The organism is Actinoplanes ianthinogenes, assembly GCF_018324205.1.
Classification (GTDB): domain Bacteria; phylum Actinomycetota; class Actinomycetes; order Mycobacteriales; family Micromonosporaceae; genus Actinoplanes; species Actinoplanes ianthinogenes.
Window position 1 is genome coordinate 4,677,059 of sequence record NZ_AP023356.1, and the last position, 22,989, is coordinate 4,700,047.

The 22,989-nt window shown below is 70.0% G+C and carries 15 protein-coding genes and 1 pseudogene; 12 read left to right on the plus strand and 4 right to left on the minus strand.

Annotated features, from left to right (window positions below; genetic code table 11):
• The first annotated feature begins 47 nt into the window (after nucleotides 1-47).
• A complete protein-coding gene (locus Aiant_RS21045; protein ID WP_189332028.1) occupies nucleotides 48-569 on the plus strand; it encodes a SigE family RNA polymerase sigma factor in 522 nt (173 codons plus the stop codon).
• Complete coding sequence (locus Aiant_RS21050; protein ID WP_189332027.1) at nucleotides 566-1,768, plus strand: WD40 repeat domain-containing protein; 1,203 nt, start codon at nucleotides 566-568, stop codon at nucleotides 1,766-1,768. The genes Aiant_RS21045 and Aiant_RS21050 overlap by 4 nt, the downstream gene beginning before the upstream one ends.
• Here Aiant_RS21050 and Aiant_RS21055 read toward each other — a convergent pair whose 3' ends face one another.
• Entirely contained in the window at nucleotides 1,769-3,199 is a 1,431-nt protein-coding gene (locus tag Aiant_RS21055) for a CCA tRNA nucleotidyltransferase (protein ID WP_189332026.1), read from the minus strand.
• 103 nt (nucleotides 3,200-3,302) lie between these two features.
• On the opposite strand from Aiant_RS21055, the gene Aiant_RS21060 reads away from it, so the two are divergent.
• From Aiant_RS21060 to Aiant_RS21095, 8 genes and pseudogenes are all read left to right on the plus strand, one after another.
• Nucleotides 3,303-4,181 (plus strand): hypothetical protein, encoded by an 879-nt coding sequence (locus Aiant_RS21060; protein WP_229830346.1) that lies wholly within the window; start codon nucleotides 3,303-3,305, stop codon nucleotides 4,179-4,181.
• A gap of 47 nt (nucleotides 4,182-4,228) precedes the next feature.
• Nucleotides 4,229-6,000, plus strand: a pseudogene (gene murJ / locus Aiant_RS21065) (murein biosynthesis integral membrane protein MurJ).
• 199 nt (nucleotides 6,001-6,199) lie between these two features.
• Nucleotides 6,200-7,747: a protein kinase family protein gene (locus Aiant_RS21070; protein ID WP_189332023.1), complete on the plus strand. Its 1,548-nt coding sequence runs from the start codon at nucleotides 6,200-6,202 to the stop codon at nucleotides 7,745-7,747.
• Nucleotides 7,748-7,824: 77 nt separating this feature from the next.
• Nucleotides 7,825-8,556: an RNA polymerase sigma factor SigM gene (gene sigM, locus Aiant_RS21075; protein ID WP_189332022.1), complete on the plus strand. Its 732-nt coding sequence runs from the start codon at nucleotides 7,825-7,827 to the stop codon at nucleotides 8,554-8,556.
• Nucleotides 8,553-9,416 carry a hypothetical protein gene (locus tag Aiant_RS21080; protein ID WP_189332021.1) on the plus strand — a complete coding sequence of 288 codons (864 nt, stop codon included), beginning with the start codon at nucleotides 8,553-8,555 and terminating at the stop codon, nucleotides 9,414-9,416. The genes sigM and Aiant_RS21080 overlap by 4 nt, the downstream gene beginning before the upstream one ends.
• 101 nt (nucleotides 9,417-9,517) lie before the next feature.
• Complete coding sequence (gene trxB, locus Aiant_RS21085) at nucleotides 9,518-10,477, plus strand: thioredoxin-disulfide reductase (RefSeq protein WP_189332020.1); 960 nt, start codon at nucleotides 9,518-9,520, stop codon at nucleotides 10,475-10,477.
• A 16-nt stretch (nucleotides 10,478-10,493) separates the two neighbouring features.
• Complete coding sequence (gene trxA / locus Aiant_RS21090) at nucleotides 10,494-10,811, plus strand: thioredoxin (RefSeq protein WP_189332019.1); 318 nt, start codon at nucleotides 10,494-10,496, stop codon at nucleotides 10,809-10,811.
• A gap of 102 nt (nucleotides 10,812-10,913) precedes the next feature.
• Nucleotides 10,914-12,065, plus strand: coding sequence for an N-acetylmuramoyl-L-alanine amidase (locus tag Aiant_RS21095; RefSeq protein ID WP_189332018.1), 1,152 nt, complete (start codon nucleotides 10,914-10,916; stop codon nucleotides 12,063-12,065).
• A 3-nt stretch (nucleotides 12,066-12,068) separates the two neighbouring features.
• On the opposite strand, the gene Aiant_RS21100 is transcribed toward Aiant_RS21095, so the two are convergent.
• Nucleotides 12,069-12,719: a GNAT family N-acetyltransferase gene (locus tag Aiant_RS21100; protein ID WP_189332017.1), complete on the minus strand. Its 651-nt coding sequence runs from the start codon at nucleotides 12,717-12,719 to the stop codon at nucleotides 12,069-12,071.
• Nucleotides 12,720-12,871: 152 nt separating this feature from the next.
• Here Aiant_RS21100 and Aiant_RS21105 point away from each other — a divergent pair, with 152 nt between their 5' ends.
• Together Aiant_RS21105 and Aiant_RS21110 are read left to right on the plus strand one after the other, a co-directional pair.
• On the plus strand, nucleotides 12,872-14,170 hold the full coding sequence (locus Aiant_RS21105; protein ID WP_189332016.1) for an aminotransferase-like domain-containing protein: 1,299 nt from the start codon (nucleotides 12,872-12,874) through the stop codon (nucleotides 14,168-14,170).
• Between the two features lie 8 nt (nucleotides 14,171-14,178).
• Nucleotides 14,179-15,138 carry a D-alanine--D-alanine ligase family protein gene (locus Aiant_RS21110; protein WP_425322682.1) on the plus strand — a complete coding sequence of 320 codons (960 nt, stop codon included), beginning with the start codon at nucleotides 14,179-14,181 and terminating at the stop codon, nucleotides 15,136-15,138.
• A 47-nt stretch (nucleotides 15,139-15,185) separates the two neighbouring features.
• Here the strand turns inward: Aiant_RS21110 and Aiant_RS21115 are convergent, their stop codons facing one another.
• Nucleotides 15,186-16,022 carry a hypothetical protein gene (locus Aiant_RS21115; protein WP_229830343.1) on the minus strand — a complete coding sequence of 279 codons (837 nt, stop codon included), beginning with the start codon at nucleotides 16,020-16,022 and terminating at the stop codon, nucleotides 15,186-15,188.
• Nucleotides 16,023-22,118: 6,096 nt separating this feature from the next.
• Nucleotides 22,119-22,751, minus strand: a complete 633-nt coding sequence (locus Aiant_RS21120) for a VC0807 family protein (protein WP_189332014.1) — start codon at nucleotides 22,749-22,751, stop codon at nucleotides 22,119-22,121.
• Nucleotides 22,752-22,989: the final 238 nt, after the last annotated feature.

Genomic DNA, 22,989 nt, shown 5'->3' on the forward strand with positions numbered 1-22,989 from the left:
GCAAGGTTTTCGATCGCCTCGCGCGTCATACCGGGCGGAGGTGACCGGTGAAGCAAGCGCTCGAAGCGGAGTTCACCGCATTCGTCGCGGATCGGGGGCAGGCGCTGCTCCGGATCGCGCATGCCCTCACGGGGGACCGGGCGGCCGCCGAGGACCTGGTGCAGGGTGCGCTGGCCAAGGCGTACGCCCGCTGGCCGCGCATCCACGGCGAGGCGGAGGCGTACGTACGGAAAATCATCTACAACGACCGGGTGTCGGCCTGGCGCCGGCCGGGGCGCCGGAACGAAGTGACGGTCGCCGACGTGCCGGAACGGCCGCAGGCCGGACGGCACGACCATGACGTGACCGAGCGCCTGGCGCTGCGCGAGGCGTTGCTGTCGCTGCCCTCCCGGCAACGGGCCGTGCTGGTGATGCGCTACCTGGAGGACCGCAGCGTCGAGGAGACCGCGGAGATGCTGGGCTGCCGGCCCGGCACCGTGGCCAGCCAGGCCTCGCGCGCCCTGGCCAAACTGCGCGACCTGGTCGGCGGCGTCGAGGACTGGACGAACCGGACGGAGGCCGCCCGATGAGGCATCTCGAAGACAGGCTGCGCGACACCGTCGGGGACCTCGCCGCGTCCGCGCCGCTGCTGAACGACATGGCCATGGTTGCCCGGATCCGCGGCCGCCGGATCCGCCGCCGGCGGCAGACCGTGCTGGGCGCGGCGGTGATCCTGCTCGCCGGCATGGTGATCACGCCTTACGCGGTCTTCCACGGGCACCGCGACGGCCGGCGACCGCAGCCGGTCGCCTCGGTGCCGCCCAGCAGGCTCGCGGTTCCCACGCCTTCCACCACGGTGACCGTGCCCAAGATTCGCAAGGACTGGTGGAACGCGCCGGTCGAACTCCCCGGCGGCGTCGTGGTCACCTCGGTCGGCCGGAAAGATCCCGGCACCGACGCGAACGGCACCGAACTCCCCTCCACCCAAGACTTGCAACACGGCAACGTGGCCCTGAATCGCGTCACCGGCCGCTACCAGCTCTTCCACCCCAGGTACCAAGCGTTTGTCGGCGCGCCGACCGGCCGATACGTCCTGGTCGCGGACGAGGGTGCCGGTCGCAACTACGCACCGGTCGGCTTCCTCAACGCGGTCACCGGCAAGGTCCGGCTGCTCGATCACGGGTCCGGCAGCGGCGCCGTGGAGTGGTCCGCGGACGGCAGGAAGGCCTTGGTCACCCTGTTCGAGGGCGGGATCCGGGTGATGGACGCGAAGACCGGGACCGAGAAGGAAACGGTGATCTACAACGGCACCGCGTTCTGCCCGGACTACTGCTTCTACACCTGGCTGCCGGGCGGCAAGGAGGTCGCCATCGCGCAGCGAGACCCCAACGTCCCACGGTCCGAGGCGACGCAGAGCACGGTGAAGACGATCGACGTGTACTCGGTGGCGTCCGGCAAGCTGGTGCGCACGCTGCCGGTGCCCGGCGTGCCGGCCGGTTCGGCGGCCTGGTCGCCGGACGGCCGCTACGTCGTCCTGCTGCCGGACGCCAGTGAGGAGAACGGCATGCGGATCGCCGAGGTGGCGACCGGCCGGGTGGTCGGCATCATCCCGATCGCGGCCTTCAACTACCCGGCCGTCACGTCGCAGGTGCGGTTCCTCGGCAACGACCAGGTGCTGGCGCTCAACGGGCGGGACGCCGGGGTCTACGACCTGACCGGTAAGCGGGTGGCCGGCGTCCAACTGCCGGCCGACTTCGCCGATCGCGCCGTCAGCCTCGGCGTCGGCTAGTCAGGAGATGTGGCCCTGCTCGCGGGCCCACTTGAAGAGTTCCGCCTCGGCCTCGTCGTGATCCAGCGGCCCACGGTCGAGGCGGAGCTCTTTGAGATAGCGCCAGGCCTGCCCGACGATCGGGCCCGGTGGCACCCCGAGCAGCTCCATGATCGCGTTGCCGTCCAGGTCGGGGCGGACCTTGGCCAGGTCCTCCTCGGCCGCGATCCGGGAGATCCGGTCCTCCAGCGCGTCGTAGTCCGCGGCGAGCTGGGCAGCCTTGCGCCGGTTGCGGGTGGTCACGTCGGAGCGGGTCAGCTTGTGCAGCCGAGACAGCAGCGGGCCGGCGTCGGTGACGTAGCGGCGCACCGCGGAGTCGGTCCACTCGCCCCGCCCGTACCCGTAGAACCGCAGGTGCAGGGCGACCAGGCCGACCACCTCGGCGGTGACGTCCTTGGGGTATTTCAGGGCTTTCATCCGCTGCTTGGTGAGCCGGGCGCCGACCACCTCGTGGTGGTGGAAGCTGACCCGGCCGTCCCGTCCGACCGCCTTGGTGGCCGGCTTGCCGACGTCGTGCATCAGCGCGGCCATCCGCAGCACGAAGTCCGGCGCCTCGTCGCCCTCCAGCCGCATCGCGTTCGTCACCACGATCAGCGTGTGCTCGTAGACGTCCTTGTGCTGGGCGTGCTCGTCGATCTCCAGTTTCAGCCCGGAGATCTCCGGCAGGAAGCGGTCGGCCAGTCCGGTGTCGACCAGCAGCCGCAGGCCGGCGATCGGGTCGGCGCCGCACATCAGCTTGGTGAACTCGTCGCGGATGCGCTCCGCGGTGATCCGGTCCAGATCCTCCGCCATGTCCCGCATGGCGGAGATGACCGATTCATCCACTGTGAACCGGAGCTTCGCCGCGAATCGGGCGGCTCGCAGCATCCGAAGTGGATCGTCGCCGAACGAGGCCTGCGGGGTGCCGGGCGTCCGGATCACCTGGGCCGCCAGATCCCGCAGGCCACCGAACGGGTCGGTGAACTCGTGACCGGGCAGCGACACCGCCATCGCGTTGATCGTGAAGTCCCGCCGGGACAGGTCGTCCAGCAGCGAGTCGCCGTAGGAGACCACCGGGTTCCGGGTCACGCCGTCGTACGCCTCGGCGCGGAACGTGGTGATCTCGATCCGCAGCCCGTTCTTCTGGATGCCGATGGTGCCGAACTCGCGACCGGTCTCCCAGATCGCGTCGGCCCAGCCGGTGACCAGGGCGAGCGTCTGTTCCGGCCGGGCGTCGGTGCAGAAGTCGAGGTCGTCGCCGAGGCGACCGAGCAACGCGTCCCGGACCGAACCGCCCACCAGGTGCAACTCATGACCGGCGGCGCCGAAGCGGCGCCCCAGCTCGTCGGCGACGGGGGACACGCGGAGGAGCTCGGCGACCGCGTTCTGCTGGGCATCGTTCAAGACAGACATGGGGCTATCAGCCTATCTGGCCTCACTACCGTTTCCGGGTGGTGGGTGGAACGGCCGGACGGCTGCGTTGGCGCCGCGAGGGGTCGGCGGGCAGGATGGGAACGTGCCCGTTTCCGAGGTGCTGCGCCGGTTGAGCCTGGACCCCGGGTTCTGGACGGGCGAGATCAGCGACACCGAGTTCCTCCCCGAGCAGCTCCGGGTCTCCTTCCCGGTGCTCGACGGCTATGCCCTGGTGCTCGAGATCGAGCTGCCGTCCGGGGAGCGGTCGCTGGGCCTGCGCCGCCCGTCCACCAGCGAGCCGATCCAGCTCGGCTGGGCGCCGGCGACCGGGCCCTTTCCGGCGGCACTGCGCTGGTGGGAGCTGGAGACGTGCGCCCGGGTGATCGCGCTGGCCGACCCGATGCTGCCGCATCCGGGGCTGGTGGTGGCGCTGCTGTCGCCGTTCGCCCCGGCGACCGCCGACGACGACGTGCCCGCGGTGGCCGGGATGCGCGAGGCGGCGTACCGGTCGTTGCGCCGTGCGGTGCCGCCGCCCCCGCCGTCCGGTCCGGAGCAGGCGCCGCTGCCGCTGTTCACCGCGGATCACTGGTGGCCGGCGCCGCCGATGCCGTCGCCGCAGGTCCTGGACGAGGCCGCGATCGCGGCCCTGAGCGGCCCGGCGCAGTCCGGGGACCAGGTCCGCGCGGACAAACGGTTCCCGCACGAGGAGCTGACTGATTTGGTACGCCGTGCCACCGCCCACCTGGAGGCCCTGCCCGGCCGGCACTGGTATGCCGGCACCCGTCCCCTGGCCCGGCAGATCGCCGACACCGGTGACCTGAGCCCGGTGCCCGCGCTGCTCGGCGCGCTGACCGAGGCGGGCTGCGACCATCCGACGGTCCTGGATGCGCTGAGTGAGCCTCTCGTGCCTCTGGAGGCCTGCTGGATGGTGGAGACCCTGGCCGGGGCCGAACCGGGCACCCTCCTGCGTCACCACGTGTGACGTTTAGCTTCTATGGTGGCTCCAACATTCGGTACGGCTCGGGAGGCATGGTGAACGGCGGCCTGTACCGCAGCACGCACGCGGCGCCGGACGGCAACCCGCACCCGCAGGAGGGTGTGACGGTCGTCTCGGTCGACGACCAGTCGCCCACCGCCGCCGGCGATCAGGCGCTGCCCCCGAGGAGCTGCCGCCCGCCGCGAGTGACACCGCCGGGAGCACGGCCGGCCAGAGCGCCATCATGGCGGTCGGCAGCATGGTCAGCCGGGTGATCGGTTTCGTCCGCACCGCGCTGATCGGCATCACGGTCGGCAAGGTGGTCGGCGACGCCTACACCAGCGCCCAGTTCCTGCCGAACCAGATCTACGAGCTGCTGCTCGGCGGCATCCTCTCCAGCGTGCTGGTGCCGCTGCTGGTCCGCCGGCGCAAGAGCGACCCGGACGGTGGCCAGGAGTTCACCCAGCGGCTGCTGACCTTCGCCGTGGTGTCGCTCGGCGTCGCCACGCTCCTGGTGGTCGCGGCCGCCCCGGTGATCACCGCGATCCAGTCCGGCGACGGCACCAGCGCGGCGTACCAGGACCTGGTCACCCACTTCGCGTACCTGATCCTCCCGATCATCTTCTTCACCGGCCTGTCCGGGCTGGCCGGCGCGGTGCTCAACGTCCGCGGGCACTTCGCCGCGCCGATGTGGGCGCCGATCCTGAACAACATCGTGGTGATCGCCACCTGCGGCCTGTTCCTGCTCGTCTACGGCAGTCAGAAGGAGCTGACCCCGGAGAACATCACCACCGCCCAGGTCGTGCTGATCGCCGGCGGCACCCTGCTCGGCATCGTCGTCCAGGCGCTGGGCCTGATGCCGGCCCTGCGCAAGGTCGGTTTCCGCTGGCGGTGGAAGTGGGCGCCGCGGGCGCTCGGCCTGCGCGAAATCGGTCAGCTGGCCGGCTGGATGCTGGTGTACGCCGGGGCCAACCAACTCGCCGTCTTCCTCGTGGTCCGGGTCCTCAGCGACGTGACCGGCAGCAACGACAGCGCCAGCATCCTGGCCTTCAACAACGTCTTCCTGCTGACCATGATGGCGCACGGCATCGTCGGCGTGTCGGTGATGACCGCGCTGCTGCCGAAGATGAGCGCGGCCGCCGCCGAGGGCCGGTACGACGAGGTCAGCGCCGACCTGAGCCGGGGCATCAAGCTCACCACCGCCGCCCTGGCCCCGATCGTCGTGGTCTACGCGGTGCTGAGCGCGCCGATCGCGGTCTTCCTGTTCCAGGGCGGCCGGTACACCAACGCGGACGCGCTGGCCACCGGAACGGTGCTGACCGTCGCCGCGTTCGCGGTGATCCCGCTGTCGCTCAGCTATCTGTGCACCTACGCGTTCTACTCATTGCAGGGCAACAAGACCGTCGCGCTGATCAACCTGGCCGTGGTCGCGGTCCGGATCGGCGCGTACTTCCTGCTCGCCGAGGTGCTCAAGCAGTCGCTGCTGGCGGCCGGCATGACCGCCGGCAACGCGATCTCCTATCTGATCTCCGCACTGATCTCGCTGGCCGTGCTGCGCCGCCGGATCGGCCGGTTGAACCTCGGCTCGGTGGCCGCCTCGCTGAGCCGGGTCGCGGTCGCCGCCGCCATCGCGGCCGGGCTGGGCCTGCTGGTGCTGCACCTGCTGCCGGGCGGGAGCGCGCCGGGCGGGCGGGTAGAGGCGCTGGTCCAGCTGGTGCCGACCGGCATCGTGATCATGTTCGCCTACCTGGCCGCCGCGTACCTGCTGCGAGTTCGCGAGGTGACCCAGGTGGTCGGGATGGTCCGGCGCAAAATCGGCCGCTGATCTTTGCCGGACCTGCCCTGAACAGGGCCACTTCCGCCGGACTGCCCGGAAAAACACCCGTTCGTACGGGGCCACGCCAATGCCGCGCCGGGGGGACGACCTGCCCGACCCTGGCTGAGTGCGGGTATGGTCGTTGTCGGCATGTGCTCAGGAGCACCTTGTCCCGAGCACCGAGACATGCACCACCGAGGGAGGACTGGTGACCCAGGTCGGCGAAGGCCACGAGACCGCGGCCGACGAGGCCGGTCCGGTCTTGACCTTCGGTGCACCCACCGTCGGTGAGATCCTGGCCGAGCGCTATCAACTCGAGCAGCACGTCAACAACGACAGTGCCGGCCGGCAGGTCTGGCGCGGGATCGACGTGGTGCTGCGCCGGCCGGTCGCGGTCGTGCTCCGGCATCCGGGCGGCGACTCCGCCGCCGAGATGCTGCAGGCCGCGGTCGCCGCGAGCCGGGTGCTCCACCCCCATCTGGTCGGGGTCTACGACGCCATCGACGAGGAGCAGCGGGCCTACGTGGTCCGCGAGTGGGTCGAGGGCGAGTCGCTGCGTGACCTGGTCGCCGCCGAGGGCCCGCTCGACCCGGCCCGGGCGATCGCCATCGCGCACTCGGTCGCCGACGCGCTGACCGCGGTGCACGCCACCGGCATGGTGCACGGCAACGTGCACCCCGGCACCACGCTGATCGGCGACGACGGCCGGGTCGTGCTGGCCGACGCCCGCGCCGACGAGGCGGACAGCGTCGAGGCCGACGTCCGCGCGGTCGGCGGCATCCTCTACTTCGCGCTCACCGGCCACTGGCCGCACACCGAGATCGGCCGCTCCGCGCTGCCGGACGCGACCCGCGACAGCGCCGGCAACCCGGCCGCCCCCCGCCAGATCCGCGCCGGCGTCCCGGCCTACCTCGACGATCTGACCATGGACCTGCTGGACCGGCGCGTGCCGGCGCCGGCCGCCGAGGCGATCACCGCCGAGCTGGGCCGGTTGGACGCGGCCGCCGAGGAGGAGGAGTTCGAGGACGTCGGGCCGCTGCGCTTCGTGCAGGGCGGCGGCACGTCCCCCGAGCAGGCGCGCAGCGCTCCGAAAATCCTGCTCGGCGTCGGCACGCTGGTGATCATCGCGATCGTCGGCCTGGTCTTCGGCATCCGGGCGATCAGCAACTCCAGCAAGCCGGGCACCGCGCCCACCTCCGCCGTCGGCGCGAACGCGGGTGGTCAGCCGGGCACCGACCCCAGCGACGCGCCGTCGCAGGGCAACCCGGTGAAGATCCCGCTGACCGCCGACATGGTCCGGATCGTCGACCCGCCGCAGGGTGACCGCGACGACACCGGCGAGTCGAAATACGTGGTCGACGGCGACCTGGAGACCGCGTGGAAGCTGTCGTACTTCAAGCAGCCGAACTTCGGCGGCCGCAAGGCCGGCATGGGCGTCCTGATCCACCTGCCGGAGCCCCGCGCCCTGTCCGACGTGCGCGTCTTCACCTCGGCCCCCGGCGCGGTCGTCGACCTGCGGGTCGGTGACAAGGACCCGGGTGACACCTCCAAGGGCGACGACACGATCGTCAAGACGTACGCCAGGCTCAGCGACGCGGACAGCGCCGACCTCACCGGCGACAAGCAGATCCTGAACGGCTTCGACCCGGACAAGAAGTATCAGTACGTGCTGGTCTTCCTCACCAAGCTGCCGCGCAACGAGGACACCCCGGGCTACCAGGTCAACGTCAACGAGATCGAGCTGTACGGCTACTGATCCGCGGATCGTTCACAGGAAAGGGGCGGGAAACCGCCCCTTTTTCGTGACACCGGGGGACTCCGGCCGGCGGGCCCATGACATACATTGCTGGCGTGACTTACCGGGACGTTCCGTCCGGCGGCACCGGCGCGGGCGATTCCGTGCCGAGTGACGCCGAGCTGGTGCGTGCCCACGTGGCGGGCGACCCACAGGCGTTCGGCGAGCTGGTCCGGCGGCACCGGGACCGGCTCTGGGCGGTGGCCCTGCGCACCGTCGGGGACCGTGAGGAGGCCGCCGACGCGGTGCAGGACGCGCTGCTGTCGGCGCACCGCGCGGCCGCCGGGTTCCGTGGTGACTCGGCGGTCACCACCTGGCTGCACCGCATCGTGGTGAACGCCTGCCTGGACCGGATCCGGCGGCGGCAGGCGCACCCGACCGTGCCGCTGCCGGACGGCTCCCGGCCCGGCGACGAGCACCCGTCCCGCCCGGAGCCGGCCGCACCCGCCCCCGACCAGGACACCGTGCTGGTGGTCCGGGAGGCGCTGGCCGCCCTGCCGGTCGAGCAGCGGTCCGCGATCGTGCTGGTCGACGTGCAGGGCTACGGCGTGGCCGAGGCGGCCGAGATCCTCGGGGTCGCCGAGGGCACGGTGAAGAGCCGCTGTGCCCGCGGCCGGGCCCGGATGGCGCTGGCGCTGCGTGACCTTCGCGGCGGGCCGTCGAGTGAGCCGGGGCACCATGGGAACCGGAGCGGCGCCCGCGACGTCCCATCCAGGTCGGGCGCGGTGATCCCGCTACCGACCGGGCGTGAGGGGAGGGACCAGCGGTGACCGGCGCCGAGTTCGACGGGGTCGACATCGACCTGCTGGCCGACTATGTCGGTGGCGCCCTCGACGGCACCCCGGAGTCGGAGCGGGTGGCCGCCCTGATCGCCGGCGAGCCCGCGTGGCAGGAGGCCTACGCGCTGCTCGCGCCGGAGATGGCCGCCGTCGGCGCGCTGCTCGGCGATCTGCCGGTGGAGCCGATGCCGGCCGACGTGGTGGCCCGCCTGGACGCCGCGCTCGCCACGGCGGGCGGCCCGGTGGCGACCGTCACGGTGGACGAGGCGGCTCCGGGCGTACCGAAATCGGTCTCTGATCTTGATGTGCGGCGCCGCAAGCGCGGCCGCCACCGGTGGTTGCGGATCGCCGCGCCGATCGGGATCGCCGCGGGCGCGGTCGCCTTCCTGGGGTACGGATTGGCCGGTCCCGAGTCGGCCTCCGACGACGCCGGCTCCTCGGCCGCCGCACCGGCCGCCGGCGAGGCCATGGTCAACGCGATCCCGGCCCTGACCATGACCAGCGGCCTCGACTACACCCTGGGCACGCTGGGGCAGACCCTGAAACGGGCCACCGACACGCCACGCACCATGGCGTCCGAGGATTCCGCGGGCATCAACGCGGCCGACGAGCAGGGGCTGGCCCGGCTGCGCGCCCCGGCCGCGCTGCTGGACTGCCTGAACGCGATCGCCGCGGAGAACGGCGCCGGCCCGATCACCACCGAGTCGGCCGACTACGCCCGGTTCGAGGGACAGGAGGCGCTGGTGGTCCGGTTCACCGCGGACAACGGCGCGTGGGCGTGGGCCAGCGGCGCCGACTGCGGTTTGGCTGGTGGCGGCGCGGACACCCTCGGCAAGGTGCCGGTACGCTGAACGCCACCCCGTGAGGTCCGACACGAGCCGGGACCTGGGGAATGGTGAATGCCTAGCATGGCGTTCTACCGGGCGTACACACCAATCTTGAGGAGTCGGCAGTGGACGAGGTCCGCAATCTGATCATCATCGGTTCGGGACCGTCCGGGTACACGGCCGCGTTGTATGCCGCGCGCGCCAGCCTCAAGCCTCTGGTGATCGAGGGTGTGCAGTCCGGTGGCGCCCTGATGACCACCACCGAGGTGGAGAACTTCCCCGGTCACCGCGACGGCATCATGGGCCCGGAGCTCATGGACAACATGCGCGCCCAGGCGGAGAAGTTCGGGGCCGAGTTCATCACCGACGACGTCACCCGGGTCGAGCTGACCGACAAGCCGACCGAGGCCGGCACCGAGGGCCTCAAGACCGTGTGGGTCGGCGACCAGCAGTTCTTCGCCCGCGCCGTGATCCTGGCGACCGGCTCCGCGTGGCGCCCGATCGGTGTGCCCGGCGAGCAGGAGCTGCTCGGCCACGGTGTCTCGTCCTGTGCCACCTGTGACGGCTTCTTCTTCCGCGGTCACCACATCGTGGTGGTCGGCGGCGGCGACTCGGCGATGGAGGAGGCCACGTTCCTCACCCGGTTCGCCGAGAGCGTGACCATCGTGCACCGCCGCGACTCGTTCCGCGCCAGCAAGGTCATGCAGAAGCGCGCGTTGGAGAACGAGAAGATCAAGGTCGAGTGGAACTCGGTCGTCGAGGAGATCCTGGGCGACGACGGCAAGGTCGTCGGCGTCCGGCTGAAGAACGTGCAGTCCGGCGAGAGCAAGGTGCTCGACGTGACCGGCGTGTTCGTGGCGATCGGTCACGACCCGCGCAGCGAGCTGTTCAAGGGCCAGGTCGAGCTGGACGACGAGGGCTATGTGAAGGTGGACTCGCCCAGCACCCGGACCAACATCCCCGGCGTGTTCGCCGCCGGTGACCTGGTCGACCACACGTACCGGCAGGCCATCACCGCCTCCGGCACCGGCTGTGCCGCGGCGCTGGACGCCGAGCGCTTCATCGCTTCATTCGTAGAGCTGTAAGACCGGGAGGGTCCACGTGAAGGTCGTCACCGACAAGACGTTCGCCACCGACGTGCTGGAGTCCGACAAGCCTGTGCTGGTGGACTTCTGGGCCGAGTGGTGCGTCCCGTGCAAGAAGGTCGACCCGCTGCTCGCCGAGATCGCCGACTCGGAGCTGGGCTCGCAGGTGGAGATCGTCAAGGTCAACATCGACGAGAACCCGCAGACCGCGCTCGCCTACCAGGTGATGTCGGTGCCGACCCTGGCCATCTTCAAGGGCGGCGAGCGGGTCAATCTGGTGACCGGCGCCAAGCCGAAGAGTTTCCTGGTCAACTTCATCGAGTCGGCACTCTGACCGACGTTCGAAACCCCGCGTCCGCAGTCGGACGCGGGGTTCTCTTTGTGCCCCGGAGTACGCTCCGGAAGGTCGTCCCTTCTCGCCCCTAGGGAGTCGTGAGTGCGGTCCATCCGACGCGGAGACACCGGCCCTGCCGTTTCCGAGATCCGGTCGATCCTGGCCGGCCTGGAGTTGCTCGCCGACCGTGAGCCGGACCTCTTCGACGAGAGCGTGGAGGATGCGGTCCGGGCGTTCCAGCAGAGCCGTGGGCTCGGCGTGGACGGCATGGTCGGCGACGAGACGTGGGGCGCGCTGGACGGCGCCCGCTGGCGACTCGGCTCGCGCACGCTGTTCCACTCGGTGCCCGGCGCGCTGGTCGGCGAGGACGTCCGGGCGTTGCAGGAGCGCCTGCTGGAGATGGGCTACGACACCGGTCGCCCGGACTCCATCTACGGCGCCCGCACCGCTCGCGCGGTCGCCCAGTTCCAGCGCGAGGTGGGCCTGGTCCAGGACGGTTCGGTCGGCCCGCAGACGATGAAGGCGCTGCGCCGGCTCGGTCGCAAGGTGGTCGGCGGCCGCCCGCAGTGGCTGCGCGAGGCCGAGGCGTTCCGGCAGTCCGGGCCCAACCTGGTGGGCAAGACCATCGTGATCGATCCCGGACACGGTGGCGGCGACGACACCGGCGTGGTGGTGCCCGACGGGCCGCTCCGCTGGACCGAGGCCGACCTGGTGTTCGACCTGGCCGCCCGCCTGGAGGGCCGGCTGGCCGCGGCCGGCATGCGGGTGCACCTGACCCGCGGACCGCAGCCCGCCGAGGCGATGAGCGGCTCCGCGCGGGCCGCGCTGGCCAACAGTCTCGGTGCTGACCTGCTGATCTCGCTGCACCTGGACGGCGTCGACTCGCCGGCGGCCGAGGGCGTGGCGACCTATCACTACGGCACCGGCAGCGGGCTGAGCAGCACGGTCGGCGAGCGCCTGGCCGCGCTGGTGCAGCGCGAGATCGTGGTGCGCACCGGGATGCACGACTGCCGCACCCACGCCAAGACCTGGGACCTGCTGCGCCTGACCCGGATGCCGACGGTCCGGGTCGACCTGGGTTACCTGACGTCGCCGGCCGACCGGGAGCGGCTGATCGACCCGATGTTCCGGGAGCAGATCGTCGAGGCGATCCTGGCCGCGGTGCAGCGGATGTATTTCCCGGTGGAGCGGGACGTGCCGACCGGGTCGATCGACGTGCGGCAGCTGCGGATGGCGCTGGCCGAGCGGGGCTAGTTCCTAGTTCTCCATCGAGCTGGTCGCCGGCATCGGGCGGAGGAGCTTCTCCGGGCTCATCGAGCCGAGGAGCTTCTCCAGCGCGTACTCCACATCCGACTTCCAGGACAGCGCGGTGCGCAGCTCGAGCCGCAACCGGGGATAGCGCGGGTGCGGCCGGACCGTCTTGAAGCCCACCGACAGGAAGAAGTCGACCGGGGCGACGCAGGCCCCCTCCTTCTCCTCGTCGGGCTTGGCGTCGCCGAACGCCTCGATCGCCTTGATCCCGCGCTTGGTGAGGTCCCGGGCGACGCCCTGCACCAGCATCCGGCCCAGGCCGCCGCCGACGAACGCGGGCACCACCTTGGCGGTGGTGAGCAGAGCGGCGTCGGCGCTGACCGGGGAGGTGGGGAAGGCCATCGAACGAGGGACGTAGGCGGGTGGGGCGTACATCACGAAACCGGCCGGCATGCCGTCGACGTAGACCAGCTTCCCGCAGGAGCCCCACTCCAGGAGCGTCTGGGAGACCCACGCCTCCTTGTCCAGCCCCGGGTCGCCGGTGGCGCAGGCCCGCTCGGCGGAGACCGGGTCAAGCTCCCAATACACACACTGCCGACACGGCCGGGGCAGGTCCTCGAGGGTGTCGAGGGTGAGATTGACCAGGCGTCGCGACATCGGCGAACTCCCCGCACGGAGACACGGACCGGGCCGCAGCGTCCGCGCCCTGGAAAAGCGTACGTCGTAGCACCCATGAACGGGAGCAGTCGTGGATGTCTCCGCCGATTAGGCTGGTCCCAGTTTCCGCTCTTCCTCTGGGGGTGACCCGCATGACCGGTACCACTCAAGACGATTACACCGATCGGTACGCGCGGAGGGTTCGTGGGATGACCACGTCCGAGATCCGCGCCCTGTTCGCCGTCGCCAGCCGGCCCGAGGTGGTGTCGCTGGCCGGCGGCTCGCCCTACATCGCCGCCCTGCCGCTCGACGCGGTCGGCCAGATGCTCAACGAGCTCGGCTCGACCCACGGCGCGACCAGCCTTCAGTACGGCATCGGCCAGGGCACCATCGAGCTGCGTGAGCGCATCTGCGAGGTGATGGCCCTCTCCGGCATCCACAACGCCTCCCCCGACGACGTGGTCGTCACGGTGGGTGGCCAGCAGGCCCTCGATCTGCTGGCCCGGCTGTTCCTCGACCCGGGCGACGTGGTGCTCGCCGAGGGGCCGACCTACGTCGGCGCACTCGGCGTCCTCCAAGCCGCCCAGGCACAGGTACGCCACGTGGCCATGGACGAGGCAGGGCTGATCCCGGAGGCACTGGAGGAGGCCATCGCGGCCAACCCCCGGGCGAAATTCCTCTACACCATCCCCACGTTCCAGAACCCGGCCGGCGTCACCCTCTCCGAGGAGCGGCGCGAGCGGGTGCTGGACATCTGCGAGCGCGCCGGGCTGCTGGTGATCGAGGACGATCCGTACGGGATGCTCTCGTTCGAGGGCGACGCCCCGCGGCCGCTGCGGGCCCGGCGCCGCGACGGCGTCTTCTACTGCAGCACGTTCTCCAAGACGTTCGCCCCGGGTCTGCGGGTCGGCTGGATCCTCGCCCCGCACGCCGTGCGGGACAAGCTGGTGATGATGAGCGAGGCGAACGTGCTCTGCCCGAGCGCGTTCGCCCAGGGCGCCGTCACGCAGTACCTGACGACCATGCCGTGGCGCGAGCAGATCAAGGTGTACCGGGAGATCTACCGCGAGCGCCGGGACGCGTTGCTGAGCGCGCTGACCGACCTGATGCCGGCCGGCACCACCTGGACCCGCCCAGCCGGTGGCCTGTTCGTCTGGGCCACCCTGCCCGAGGGTCTCGACTCCAAGGCGATGATGCCGCGGGCCATCGCCGCCCGGGTCGCCTACGTGCCCGGAACGGGCTTCTACGCCGACGGGACCGGCCGGGGCAACATGCGGCTCAACTTCTCGTTCTCCGCCCCGGAGCGGCTGCGTGAGGGCGTGCGGCGGCTGTCCGGGGTGATGGAGCAGGAGATCGCCATGCGCGCGGTCTTCGGCGGCTCCGCCGCCATCGCGTCCCAGCGCCGCCGTGGTCCGGCCGCTGCGGACGCCCCCGGACCCGACTTGGCATGATCACCCCTATGGGTACGCGTGACGAGTTGCGAGTGCTGGTGCTGGCCGGCGGTCTTTCGTACGAGCGGGACGTCTCGCTGCGATCGGGCCGCCGGGTCCTGGACGCCCTCCGGTCCACCGGCATGACCGCGGAGCTGCACGACGCCGACGTCTCGCTGCTGCCGGCGTTGCAGGCCGACCCGCCGGACGCGGTGGTGATCGCGCTGCACGGGGCGACCGGGGAGGACGGCTCGCTGCGAGGGGTGCTCGACCTGTGCGGGGTGCCCTACGTCGGCGCCGACGCGCGTACCGCCCGGATGGCCTGGGACAAGCCGTCCGCCAAGTCGCGGCTGCGCGAGGCCGGGATCCCGACGCCGGACTGGGTGGCACTGCCGCACGACCGGTTCTCCGAGTTGGGCGCGGTCGCGGTGCTCGACCGGATCGTGGAGCGGCTCGGTCTGCCGCTGATGGTCAAACCCACCCAGGGCGGTTCCGGTCTGGGTGCCGCGGTGGTCCGGGACGCGGCGGACCTTCCGGCCGCGATGGTGGGTTGTTTCGCGTACGACTCGACGGCGCTCGTCGAGCAGTACGTCACCGGCACCAGCCTGGCCGTCTCGATCGTCGACCTGGGTACCGGGCCGGAGGCGCTGCCGATCGTGGAGATCGTTCCGCGGGACGGGGTGTACGACTACGCGGCGCGGTACACGGCCGGGCTGACCACCTGGCACGTGCCGGCGCGTCTGGACCCCGCCGTGGCGGCTCGGGTGTCGGAGACGGCGTTGAACGCGTACAAGGCTCTCGGGCTGCGGGACCTCTCCCGGATCGACGTGATCGTGGCGGAGGGCGGGGAGCCGCAGGTCCTCGGGTGCAACGTGTCGCCGGGGCTGACGGAGACCTCGCTGCTGCCGTTGGCGGTGCAGGCCGCTGGGGTGGATCTCGGGGCGGTTCTCGGGGCGTTGGTGGAGCGGGCGGTCGCTCGGGCGAACTGACCGGGGCGGTCGGTGTTTCACGTGAAACGGGGCGCGGCCCTGCCGGGTCAGGGGGCGTGCTCGACTCCCTCGATGTCGCCGATCACGCTGGCGAGGCTCGGGGTGGCGGGCGGGGCCGTCGGCTGCTGAGGAATCGGGGTGCCGTCCGCGGTGGGGGCGGCGCCCGGCGGGCTGCCGGCGGCTGGGGAGTCGGTGTGGCGTACCCAAGAATCGGCCTGTGGGGCAGCGGCCTGAACGTCGCCCAGCGTCGCCGGGCGGCGCTCCTCCTCGGTTTTGGCGGTCGGGACGGTGAGGGTGGCCGGCGACTCCCACTCGATGTGGGCGGGCTCGGCGTTGGCGTGACCGTCGAAGTCGGCCAGCCATGCGGCGACGAGCGCCAGGTTCTCTCGCCACTGCGGCTCGGGGATGACCGGCAGGATGTCGTCCCAGAGGGACAGGAAGGTGCCCCGCAGTTGCAGCCGGCCGTAGGGGCGGGCGAGGAACCACATGTGCAGGTGCGCCGAGCCGTCGCCCCAGCGGTTGACGTGCACCCGGGCGACGCCGTCGAGTGAGCGGATCGCTCGCTCCAGGCGGACGGTCATGACACCGAGCTCGGCGGCGAGAAGGTTGGGGAGGTCGCCGAGGTCGAGGTGGGAGCGGCACTCCAGGATGAGGACCATCGGGAGGCCGGTGGGGCGGTCCATGGCGCGGACGCGCCAGCGCTCCGAGACCCAGATGTAGGCGTCGTCGGGTGTCCGGCAGGCCACGCAGTCGGAGCCGTCCTCGCCGCTCCGTGGGGGCTCCACCTCCACCGGCGAGGCGAGTTTCTTGACTCGCATGTCGCCCTCGAAGGGGAACGACGGCCAGCGGGTGAAGTCAGGGAGGGGGGCGGTGTTCTCGGACACGACGTGACCTTAGCCCAGGTCACAACGGGCTGTCCCGGGTCAATTTCGCACGATCGGGGGAGGGCGTTGGGAGCCCTCCCGGTGGTCTTGTGCGGCGGTGTCTGGCAGCCTGATTTGCGGGGTGTCCGGGGAGCGCTGCGAGTACGCAGTTGGTGTGGGCGGGGGTGCTGGCCTCATCGCGGTTCGGCCTGGTCTTGGCCTCTTCCGCGACTGATGTTCGACGTCGCACCTCGGGTCCGCGACGGATTCCGCTCGGTTCTCTCGGCGTGCGGGTTCCGCTCTTTGTCTTCGGGCTTGGCTTGCGGCTCGCGCTCTTTGTCTTTCGGACCGCGGACTCCGCCACCTCTCTCGGGCTGCGACTTCTGCCCCCGTCGCCGGAAACTTCGGCTTCCGCGCTTCATCCGGCCGACCTAGTGTTCCGTCTCAGACCGTGCTTCTCCGATCCCATCTCTGGGCCATATCCACCGGGCCCCGCAGCAGCCGCTCCGATCCCGACCGTGCAGCTTCCACTTCCCGCCTTAGGACCGGCGCTCTCCGTTCCAACGCCCGAACCCTGCGGTCTCCTCCCCATCGTGGGGCCTGTGGTGTCCGGATCCGTCCTCGAGACCGGATGTGTCCGCCGGCGGCCGGACCTCCATTCCGGCCGAGGAACCAGGCTTCCCGCTGCGTCTCTGTCCACAGACTTGGCTGCATGATCCGGGCAGCTGAGCCTTCCTACCTGAAGCGCGATCCCCTGGGCGCGGACGCACCGTGCGCGTGCCGCACACCGTCCATCATGGCCTTGCCCACAGCCTCCATCCGCTGCCTGCTTCACCGCCCCACGGCCGGCTGACCCTTCCCGTTTATCGCCGCCGCCCGCAACGCGCCATACCGCCCTCAGCCCCAGCCGTTCTTCCCACCGCCTGCCTCTGTCGCTCGGCCACCGTTCGCAGTTCTCCGCGAGCTAAACCACAGTCCACGCGCGCCGACATCTCGATCGCTGGACCAACAGGCCACAGTCAGGTCGCAGCCGGCTCGATCGTTCGACCGCCACCGCCATAGTCAGGTCGCACAGTTCGATCGTTCGACCGCCACGGCCATAGTCAGGTCGCAGCCGGCTCGATCGTTCGACCGCCACCGCCATAGTCAGGTCGCAGCCGGCTCGATCGTTCGACCGCCACCGCCATAGTCAGGTCGCAGCCGGCTCGATCGTTCGACCACCGCGGCCATAGTCAGGTCGCACAGTTCGATCGTTCGAGTCTCAAGCCGCAGTAAGCACGCCGCCGACGTGGTGACCGGTCGGACTTCACGCCGGACGGCACGATCCAGGCCGCGCTGCTCACCGCTCTGTCTTCCCGCCTGCGACCCGCCGCCTGTCCCACCACCGGCCAGGCAGCCACCCCGATCTGCCTGCACTCCGGAGCTTCGTCGTCGGCTGGCCGCGCTTGTTCTTCGTCTGCCTGCTAGTCACTTCCTGGCTGCCGACGTCCTCCCGACACGGATGCCCGCACACACGCAACCCTGGCAACCGCGATCCAGACGGCCGGTCCGCACGCCCACGTTCCGCAGTGGCCTTCCACTCCGGTCTGCCCGACTCCTCACCCGAAGCCTGTGCTCCCCCTTGACCGTCGACGGATTGCGTTCCACCTCAAGCCGTCCACGGGATTGCACTCCGTCTCACTCCTTCGTCTGCAACTGGCGTTCACCTTCGAGCCCTTCGCCCACTCCGGTGATCGCCCCTCAGCCCGCGCCCTGTTCCGGTTCGCCGACGGTTATCGTCTTCCGCTCTGCACCGGCGCGATCCTCGCTGGCAGCACCGCGGGTCAGTTGCCGTCCATGGTTCCGCCGATCAGTCCGTCGCTCGGTCTCCATGAGAGGCGCCGATCTGGCGTACCGAGACGTTGAATTCGCAGCCCGAGCGTGGCGGCGCCTCGGCAACGGCGATGGCCGTTCTCATGCTGGCCGTGAGGAACCTTGGGCGGGCGTGCGTAGTTGACGAGAGCCGATCGCCCGCACCCGGCCCGGACCGGCCACGGATGCCTCGCGGGTCGCGATAGTTCGCCGGCCTGTCGATCCAAATCGGGGCGCGCCGGGACGCGTCTGTGATCTCGTCTCGCGGCTACGGATTGGCTACGGATCCGCTACGGAGACGTCGACGAAAGTGAGCATGCGACTCTCCACACACTCGTCCCCAAGTTATCCACAGAAGTTATCCACAGGCCCACCCGTTTCACGTGAAACGCGACGTAGAACGCTTGCACGCCCTGTGGATAGTGCAGTGGACGACCCGCAGCCCATCGGCGTCGTTTCACGTGAAACGGCGCCGAACCCCAGCTCCCGTTCCGCAACCCACAGCCTGTGGATAATCGCGCCAGCCCATGTCTCTAAGCCGGCCAACCGACGCGCCAGGGCCGCCCCGAGCATCCGCGTCTACCCATCCGGCCGGGTTTCACTGGCAGCTTTTCAGGCCGAGCCGACGCGCAATCAGCCGAACACCCCTCCGTGCCACGGAGCAACAGGTCGGTCGCCCAGCGATCGTCACGGCTACAGGCCAAGGGATCGATCCCACGTCGGAAGAAGGTTAGAGCCATCGCAGATGGTTCAACCTTGACCGTCCTCAGTCCCGTAGCGCACGCCGAGCCGGCGGGTTCCGATCCGAGTTCTACTCATGTCTCCGCTCAGTGCCGGGGCAGCTCTCATGGCTCCGTCCGTACTCCCTGTCAACCGCACTGCACAACCGGCTCGCCCGGGGGCAGTTCGCCTGCCGCGAGAACAACGGACGGCCCGAACGTCGCACCGACTGCCACAGCCTTGTCAACCGTTATCCGCGCACGGCCGGTACGCCGCAGCCCAATCGAGGCTCCCCGCACACCCCGGCGCCACGCAGTCCAGCTCTAACCTCCGGGCGGCCGGTTCTGGTTCCCGCCTACGACAACTCGACGACACACCCCGGCGCCACGCAGTCAGCCCCAGACTCCGGGCGGCCGGTTCCGGTTCGTACCGACGACGACTCGACGGCACACATCCCCGAGTCCCGGGTCCCGGCCCGGCGTCAGCCCAGGTGTCCGACGCCGATTTGCCCGGCCCGCCTATGGCCGGCCTCCGCGGCAAACACGCTTCCAGGCCACGCTCGCACGATCATGGGATCGCGAACCCATTGCCGTCCGACGAGCCACGGCGGCCAACCGCACCCAGTAGGCGTTTCCCCTGCCAATATCTGCCCCCGACCACGCCTCGTGGTCCGCTTGCGGTGCCAGAAACCGGCCCGCTTCAGATCGCTCGCCTCCCGGACAATGCCCTGCCTCAGTCCGAGGAGAATTTCGGCCCCATCTCCGCCTTCACCCCCATGCCGCGCCGATCGGCTGCGCCCGTGCTGATCCGAAGACTCGACCACAGGTCAACTACCTCCGGAAGAGCAGTCCACCCGGAACCCTCGTGCTGCGGCCAAGCCCTTCCGTACAACAGCCACGAAAACCCGACCCCCGTTGTAATAGGTCAGCTACTGGCGGGCAGCTTTGTTCGGCGGCGCATCTACAGCTCGTTCCCGTGTAAGACGGACCGGCGGACCGGTAGCCACCAGACATGCATCCAATCGAGTCGGCATCCCGCCGAGTCGCTTCGGAGGTAACACAAAGCCAACCCATCGGATCTGGCTCGCCGTCCCTCGCGCACCGGCGCGCCGACTCCGCCCGCGCCAACCGACCGCCAGATGACCTTCGCCAACAGTTCCCGCCGACTAACTCTGTTGGGCCGGCTCCGCGGGCATCGCCACCGCGGGCATCGCCACCGTGAACGTCGCTCCCATGGGCTGCACCTCCATGGGCGGCACCTCCCCGAGGTCGTCGGTGGGCGGCATCTCCCTAACGTCGTCTCAGTCGGCGGCACCTCGCTGAGGTGATCTCGGCGGGGTTGTTCCCGTTGGCTTGTCTTCGTCAACTGGTTGTCCCACAGCCCGTTCCCAGCGCGCTAGACGGATCTCCGGATAGCCCGTCCGTCAGTTGATGTGCGTCTAGCCAACCCACCCATCAACCCACCTCGGGCTGCACCGGGCCGGGCCGTGATCGGCGCCCAGCCGCCATGTAGCCCCATCCTCAGATCAGGCGTCGCGGCCGGAGTCTCTGCCAGCCGCACCGCGCACAGTCAGAATCTCCGAACTTCGCCCACGGTTTGCGCGACACGGTCCAGCCGGCCTCGTCCGAACTCATGCCCGCTCGTGTCTCGCCCGACACGGAGCACATCTAGGCCAGTCCTTCGCCCGCCCTTCCGGCTGGGTAGAGGCACAGAGAACAGACATCATGCCGACCAATTGGCTCGTGGATCAGTAGTAACGGCTAGGCCGTCACGAACCGACCAGGTTGCGGCCGTCCAGACATTCCACGCAGCGGGCCCTGCACGGCCGAGTGGTCGCCGTTTCACGTGAAACGGCGTAGCGACCCAGAACAAAACGCTTCCTCGGAACGCGCCGAGCACGCCCGTGCAAGGTAGATCTCCGCTCTAAGGCGAACCCATCGGCGAAGGCTTGCAAATCCGGCGCATCCCGGGCAGCCACCGCCTTGCACGGACAATGGCAAGCCACCGCTGGAGCACAGACGCGCGACAGCGCGGCCCCAGCACAGCAAGGCACGACAATGGGGCAGGTACGACATCGGCACGCAGAACAGCACCGGGGCACGCAGGACAGCGGGCCAGGCACAAACACGGGCACGCAAGACAGCATCGGGGCACGGACGACAGCCGGGCACGCACGGCACACCGGGCACCGGGCACCGGGCACCGGGCACCGGGCACCGGGCACCGGGCACCGGGCACCGGGCACCGGGCACCGGAGGAGTATGAGGCACGATGCCGCACCGCGCGGCATGCATGAAGGCCGGGGACGCACGACGAGGCGGCACGCAAGCGGACGCGGCGCGCACGACAGCGCGTACTGGACCACTAGATGCACACAACAGGGGATGACAGCACGGCGCCCACGACCGCGCAGCAGGGTGCGGAAGAACGGCACTGCCGGTGCTACGGCAACGGGGCAGCCTTGCAACAACGGTGCGGCCAGCGCGACCGACGCCCGCGCACGAGGAACTGGAGGCACGCCCCCATGCTCCGGTCCCGCCTTCGTACTATGCCGCCACATGCCGGACACCGCTGGACGCTCTTCGCCGAGTCGGTGGGTCGAGCAGAATGACCTGCAGCCCTGGCAAACGTCCGCGTGAGGGCGGCGGCAATTCAACGAATCTGTCGGCGATTCAGCCTTGTTAGGGCCTACCAGACGGGAGCAGGCGAGCTGACGCAGCCGGCCCCCAGGCTAACGAGTTGGCTGCTGTGTCGCCAAGTGACCCTCTCGGCGCTGAACCCTCCCGTCGCTCAGACACAGCACACGTCGTTTCACGTGAAACGACCCGGCTGAATGATCTCTTTCGGAGCATTAGGGAGCCATACGCAGTACTAGCCTGTCGCTCGTCTCCTGCATCGAAGGGTCGGCCCTGGCCCGGCCTCGGGCACCTCAACCTGTAACCCGCCATCGTCAGCAGGCCCACCGGATGCGTTCAACCCGGCTTCCCAGACGCCAGAACTGAGCCGACGGATTGGGGCTGGGACCGCAGGCACAGTTCCTCGCCGCCATCGCCTTGAAGGCAGCAGCGCTCCGTCGACGCTCTCGCTGCATAGCAACACGGCTGATGGTTTCACGTGAAACATCGTGAAGGCGGCTCCAAGCACGGCGCCGTCTGGCAGAAGGAGACCCGCGCCAGGCCGGCACATCTCTCTAGGCAGGCCATCCACACGAACGCCAGAGGAACAAGGTTGCGCACCACGGCTCGATCTCGGCCCGTCGAGCCGACGTCACACCCGGGCCAGCGAACCATATAGAGGCAGCAGCCCGGGATGAGCTAGCGCCTAGGTGCCGACCCGCTGGAGCGGAGAGTCGGAAGCGCCGGAAGCCGAGGGGCTGGCTGGCAGCCCGCCGACTTCCGACGACTGAACGCGGGTGGACTTCGTCCGGACGGCCAGAGACTCAGAGGCTAAAGCCCTGATCAGTGCGACGCCGGCCAGTGCGGTGGTGCGGTGAGGCGGCGAAGCGGGATTCGGTCCGCAGCCTCATGAGCGGGCAAGGGCGGGAGATCAGACGAGGGCAGGAACTGCGGCTCCGGTCTGTTTGTGAGCGGCGATGTACCGGGCGTTCCAGGCGATCAGCAGGGTGAAGGTCAGAACGGTCAGGACCGTGGAAAGGCCAACCATCACCTGTACCGGAAGGAGGTAGACCAGGACGACTCGGAGGGCTGCTTCGGCGAGAAGGCCGGAACCCCAGACGGCAGAAGCGACTCGGTGGCCGCGTCGGACTTCGGGATTGGCCGCGTATTCGGCGGCCAGGTCGTTGGCCTTTGCCGGCATGAAGCTCTGCTGGGCGGAGAGGGTGAGCGGCTTGGTGCCCCGCCAGGCGGTGGCCAGGAAGAGCGAGCCGATGACGGCGGACATCACCGAATGTTTGATCAGCAAGAATCGCGGGTCGCCGGTCAGCAGGGTGAAGAGCAGCCCCACGCCGAAGACCGCACCCATCACGATCGAGAAGTGGCTGACAGATCGGCTGCGAACGGCGACCCAGACCAAACGTGCACCGGCGGCCAGGGTGCCGGCCAACAGGGCGGTGGTGTCGCCCGCCCCCAGGGCGTGCAGTCCGTAGTAGGTGAGCACGGGCAGTCCAAGGTCTGCGGCCATCGAGCGGATCATGGCGGTCATGCCGGAGTCGAGTCGCATGTCGAATCTCCCTCTGGATGGCCGCTCCTCGGTGGCGGCGATGGATAAATCTTCGCCGCCGAGGCACCTTCCACGGGACGACCGAGCCACTGAGACCGGCTGTCAACCACTCGGTGGACACACGCCAATCCGGGTAGCCGTGCCGAATGACCCCTGCGCAGCCGCCCGACCGTCCCGGACTTCAGCGGCAAACTCGGGGGCACACGACCACGAACAGAATGAAGCCCGCAAGGAGACG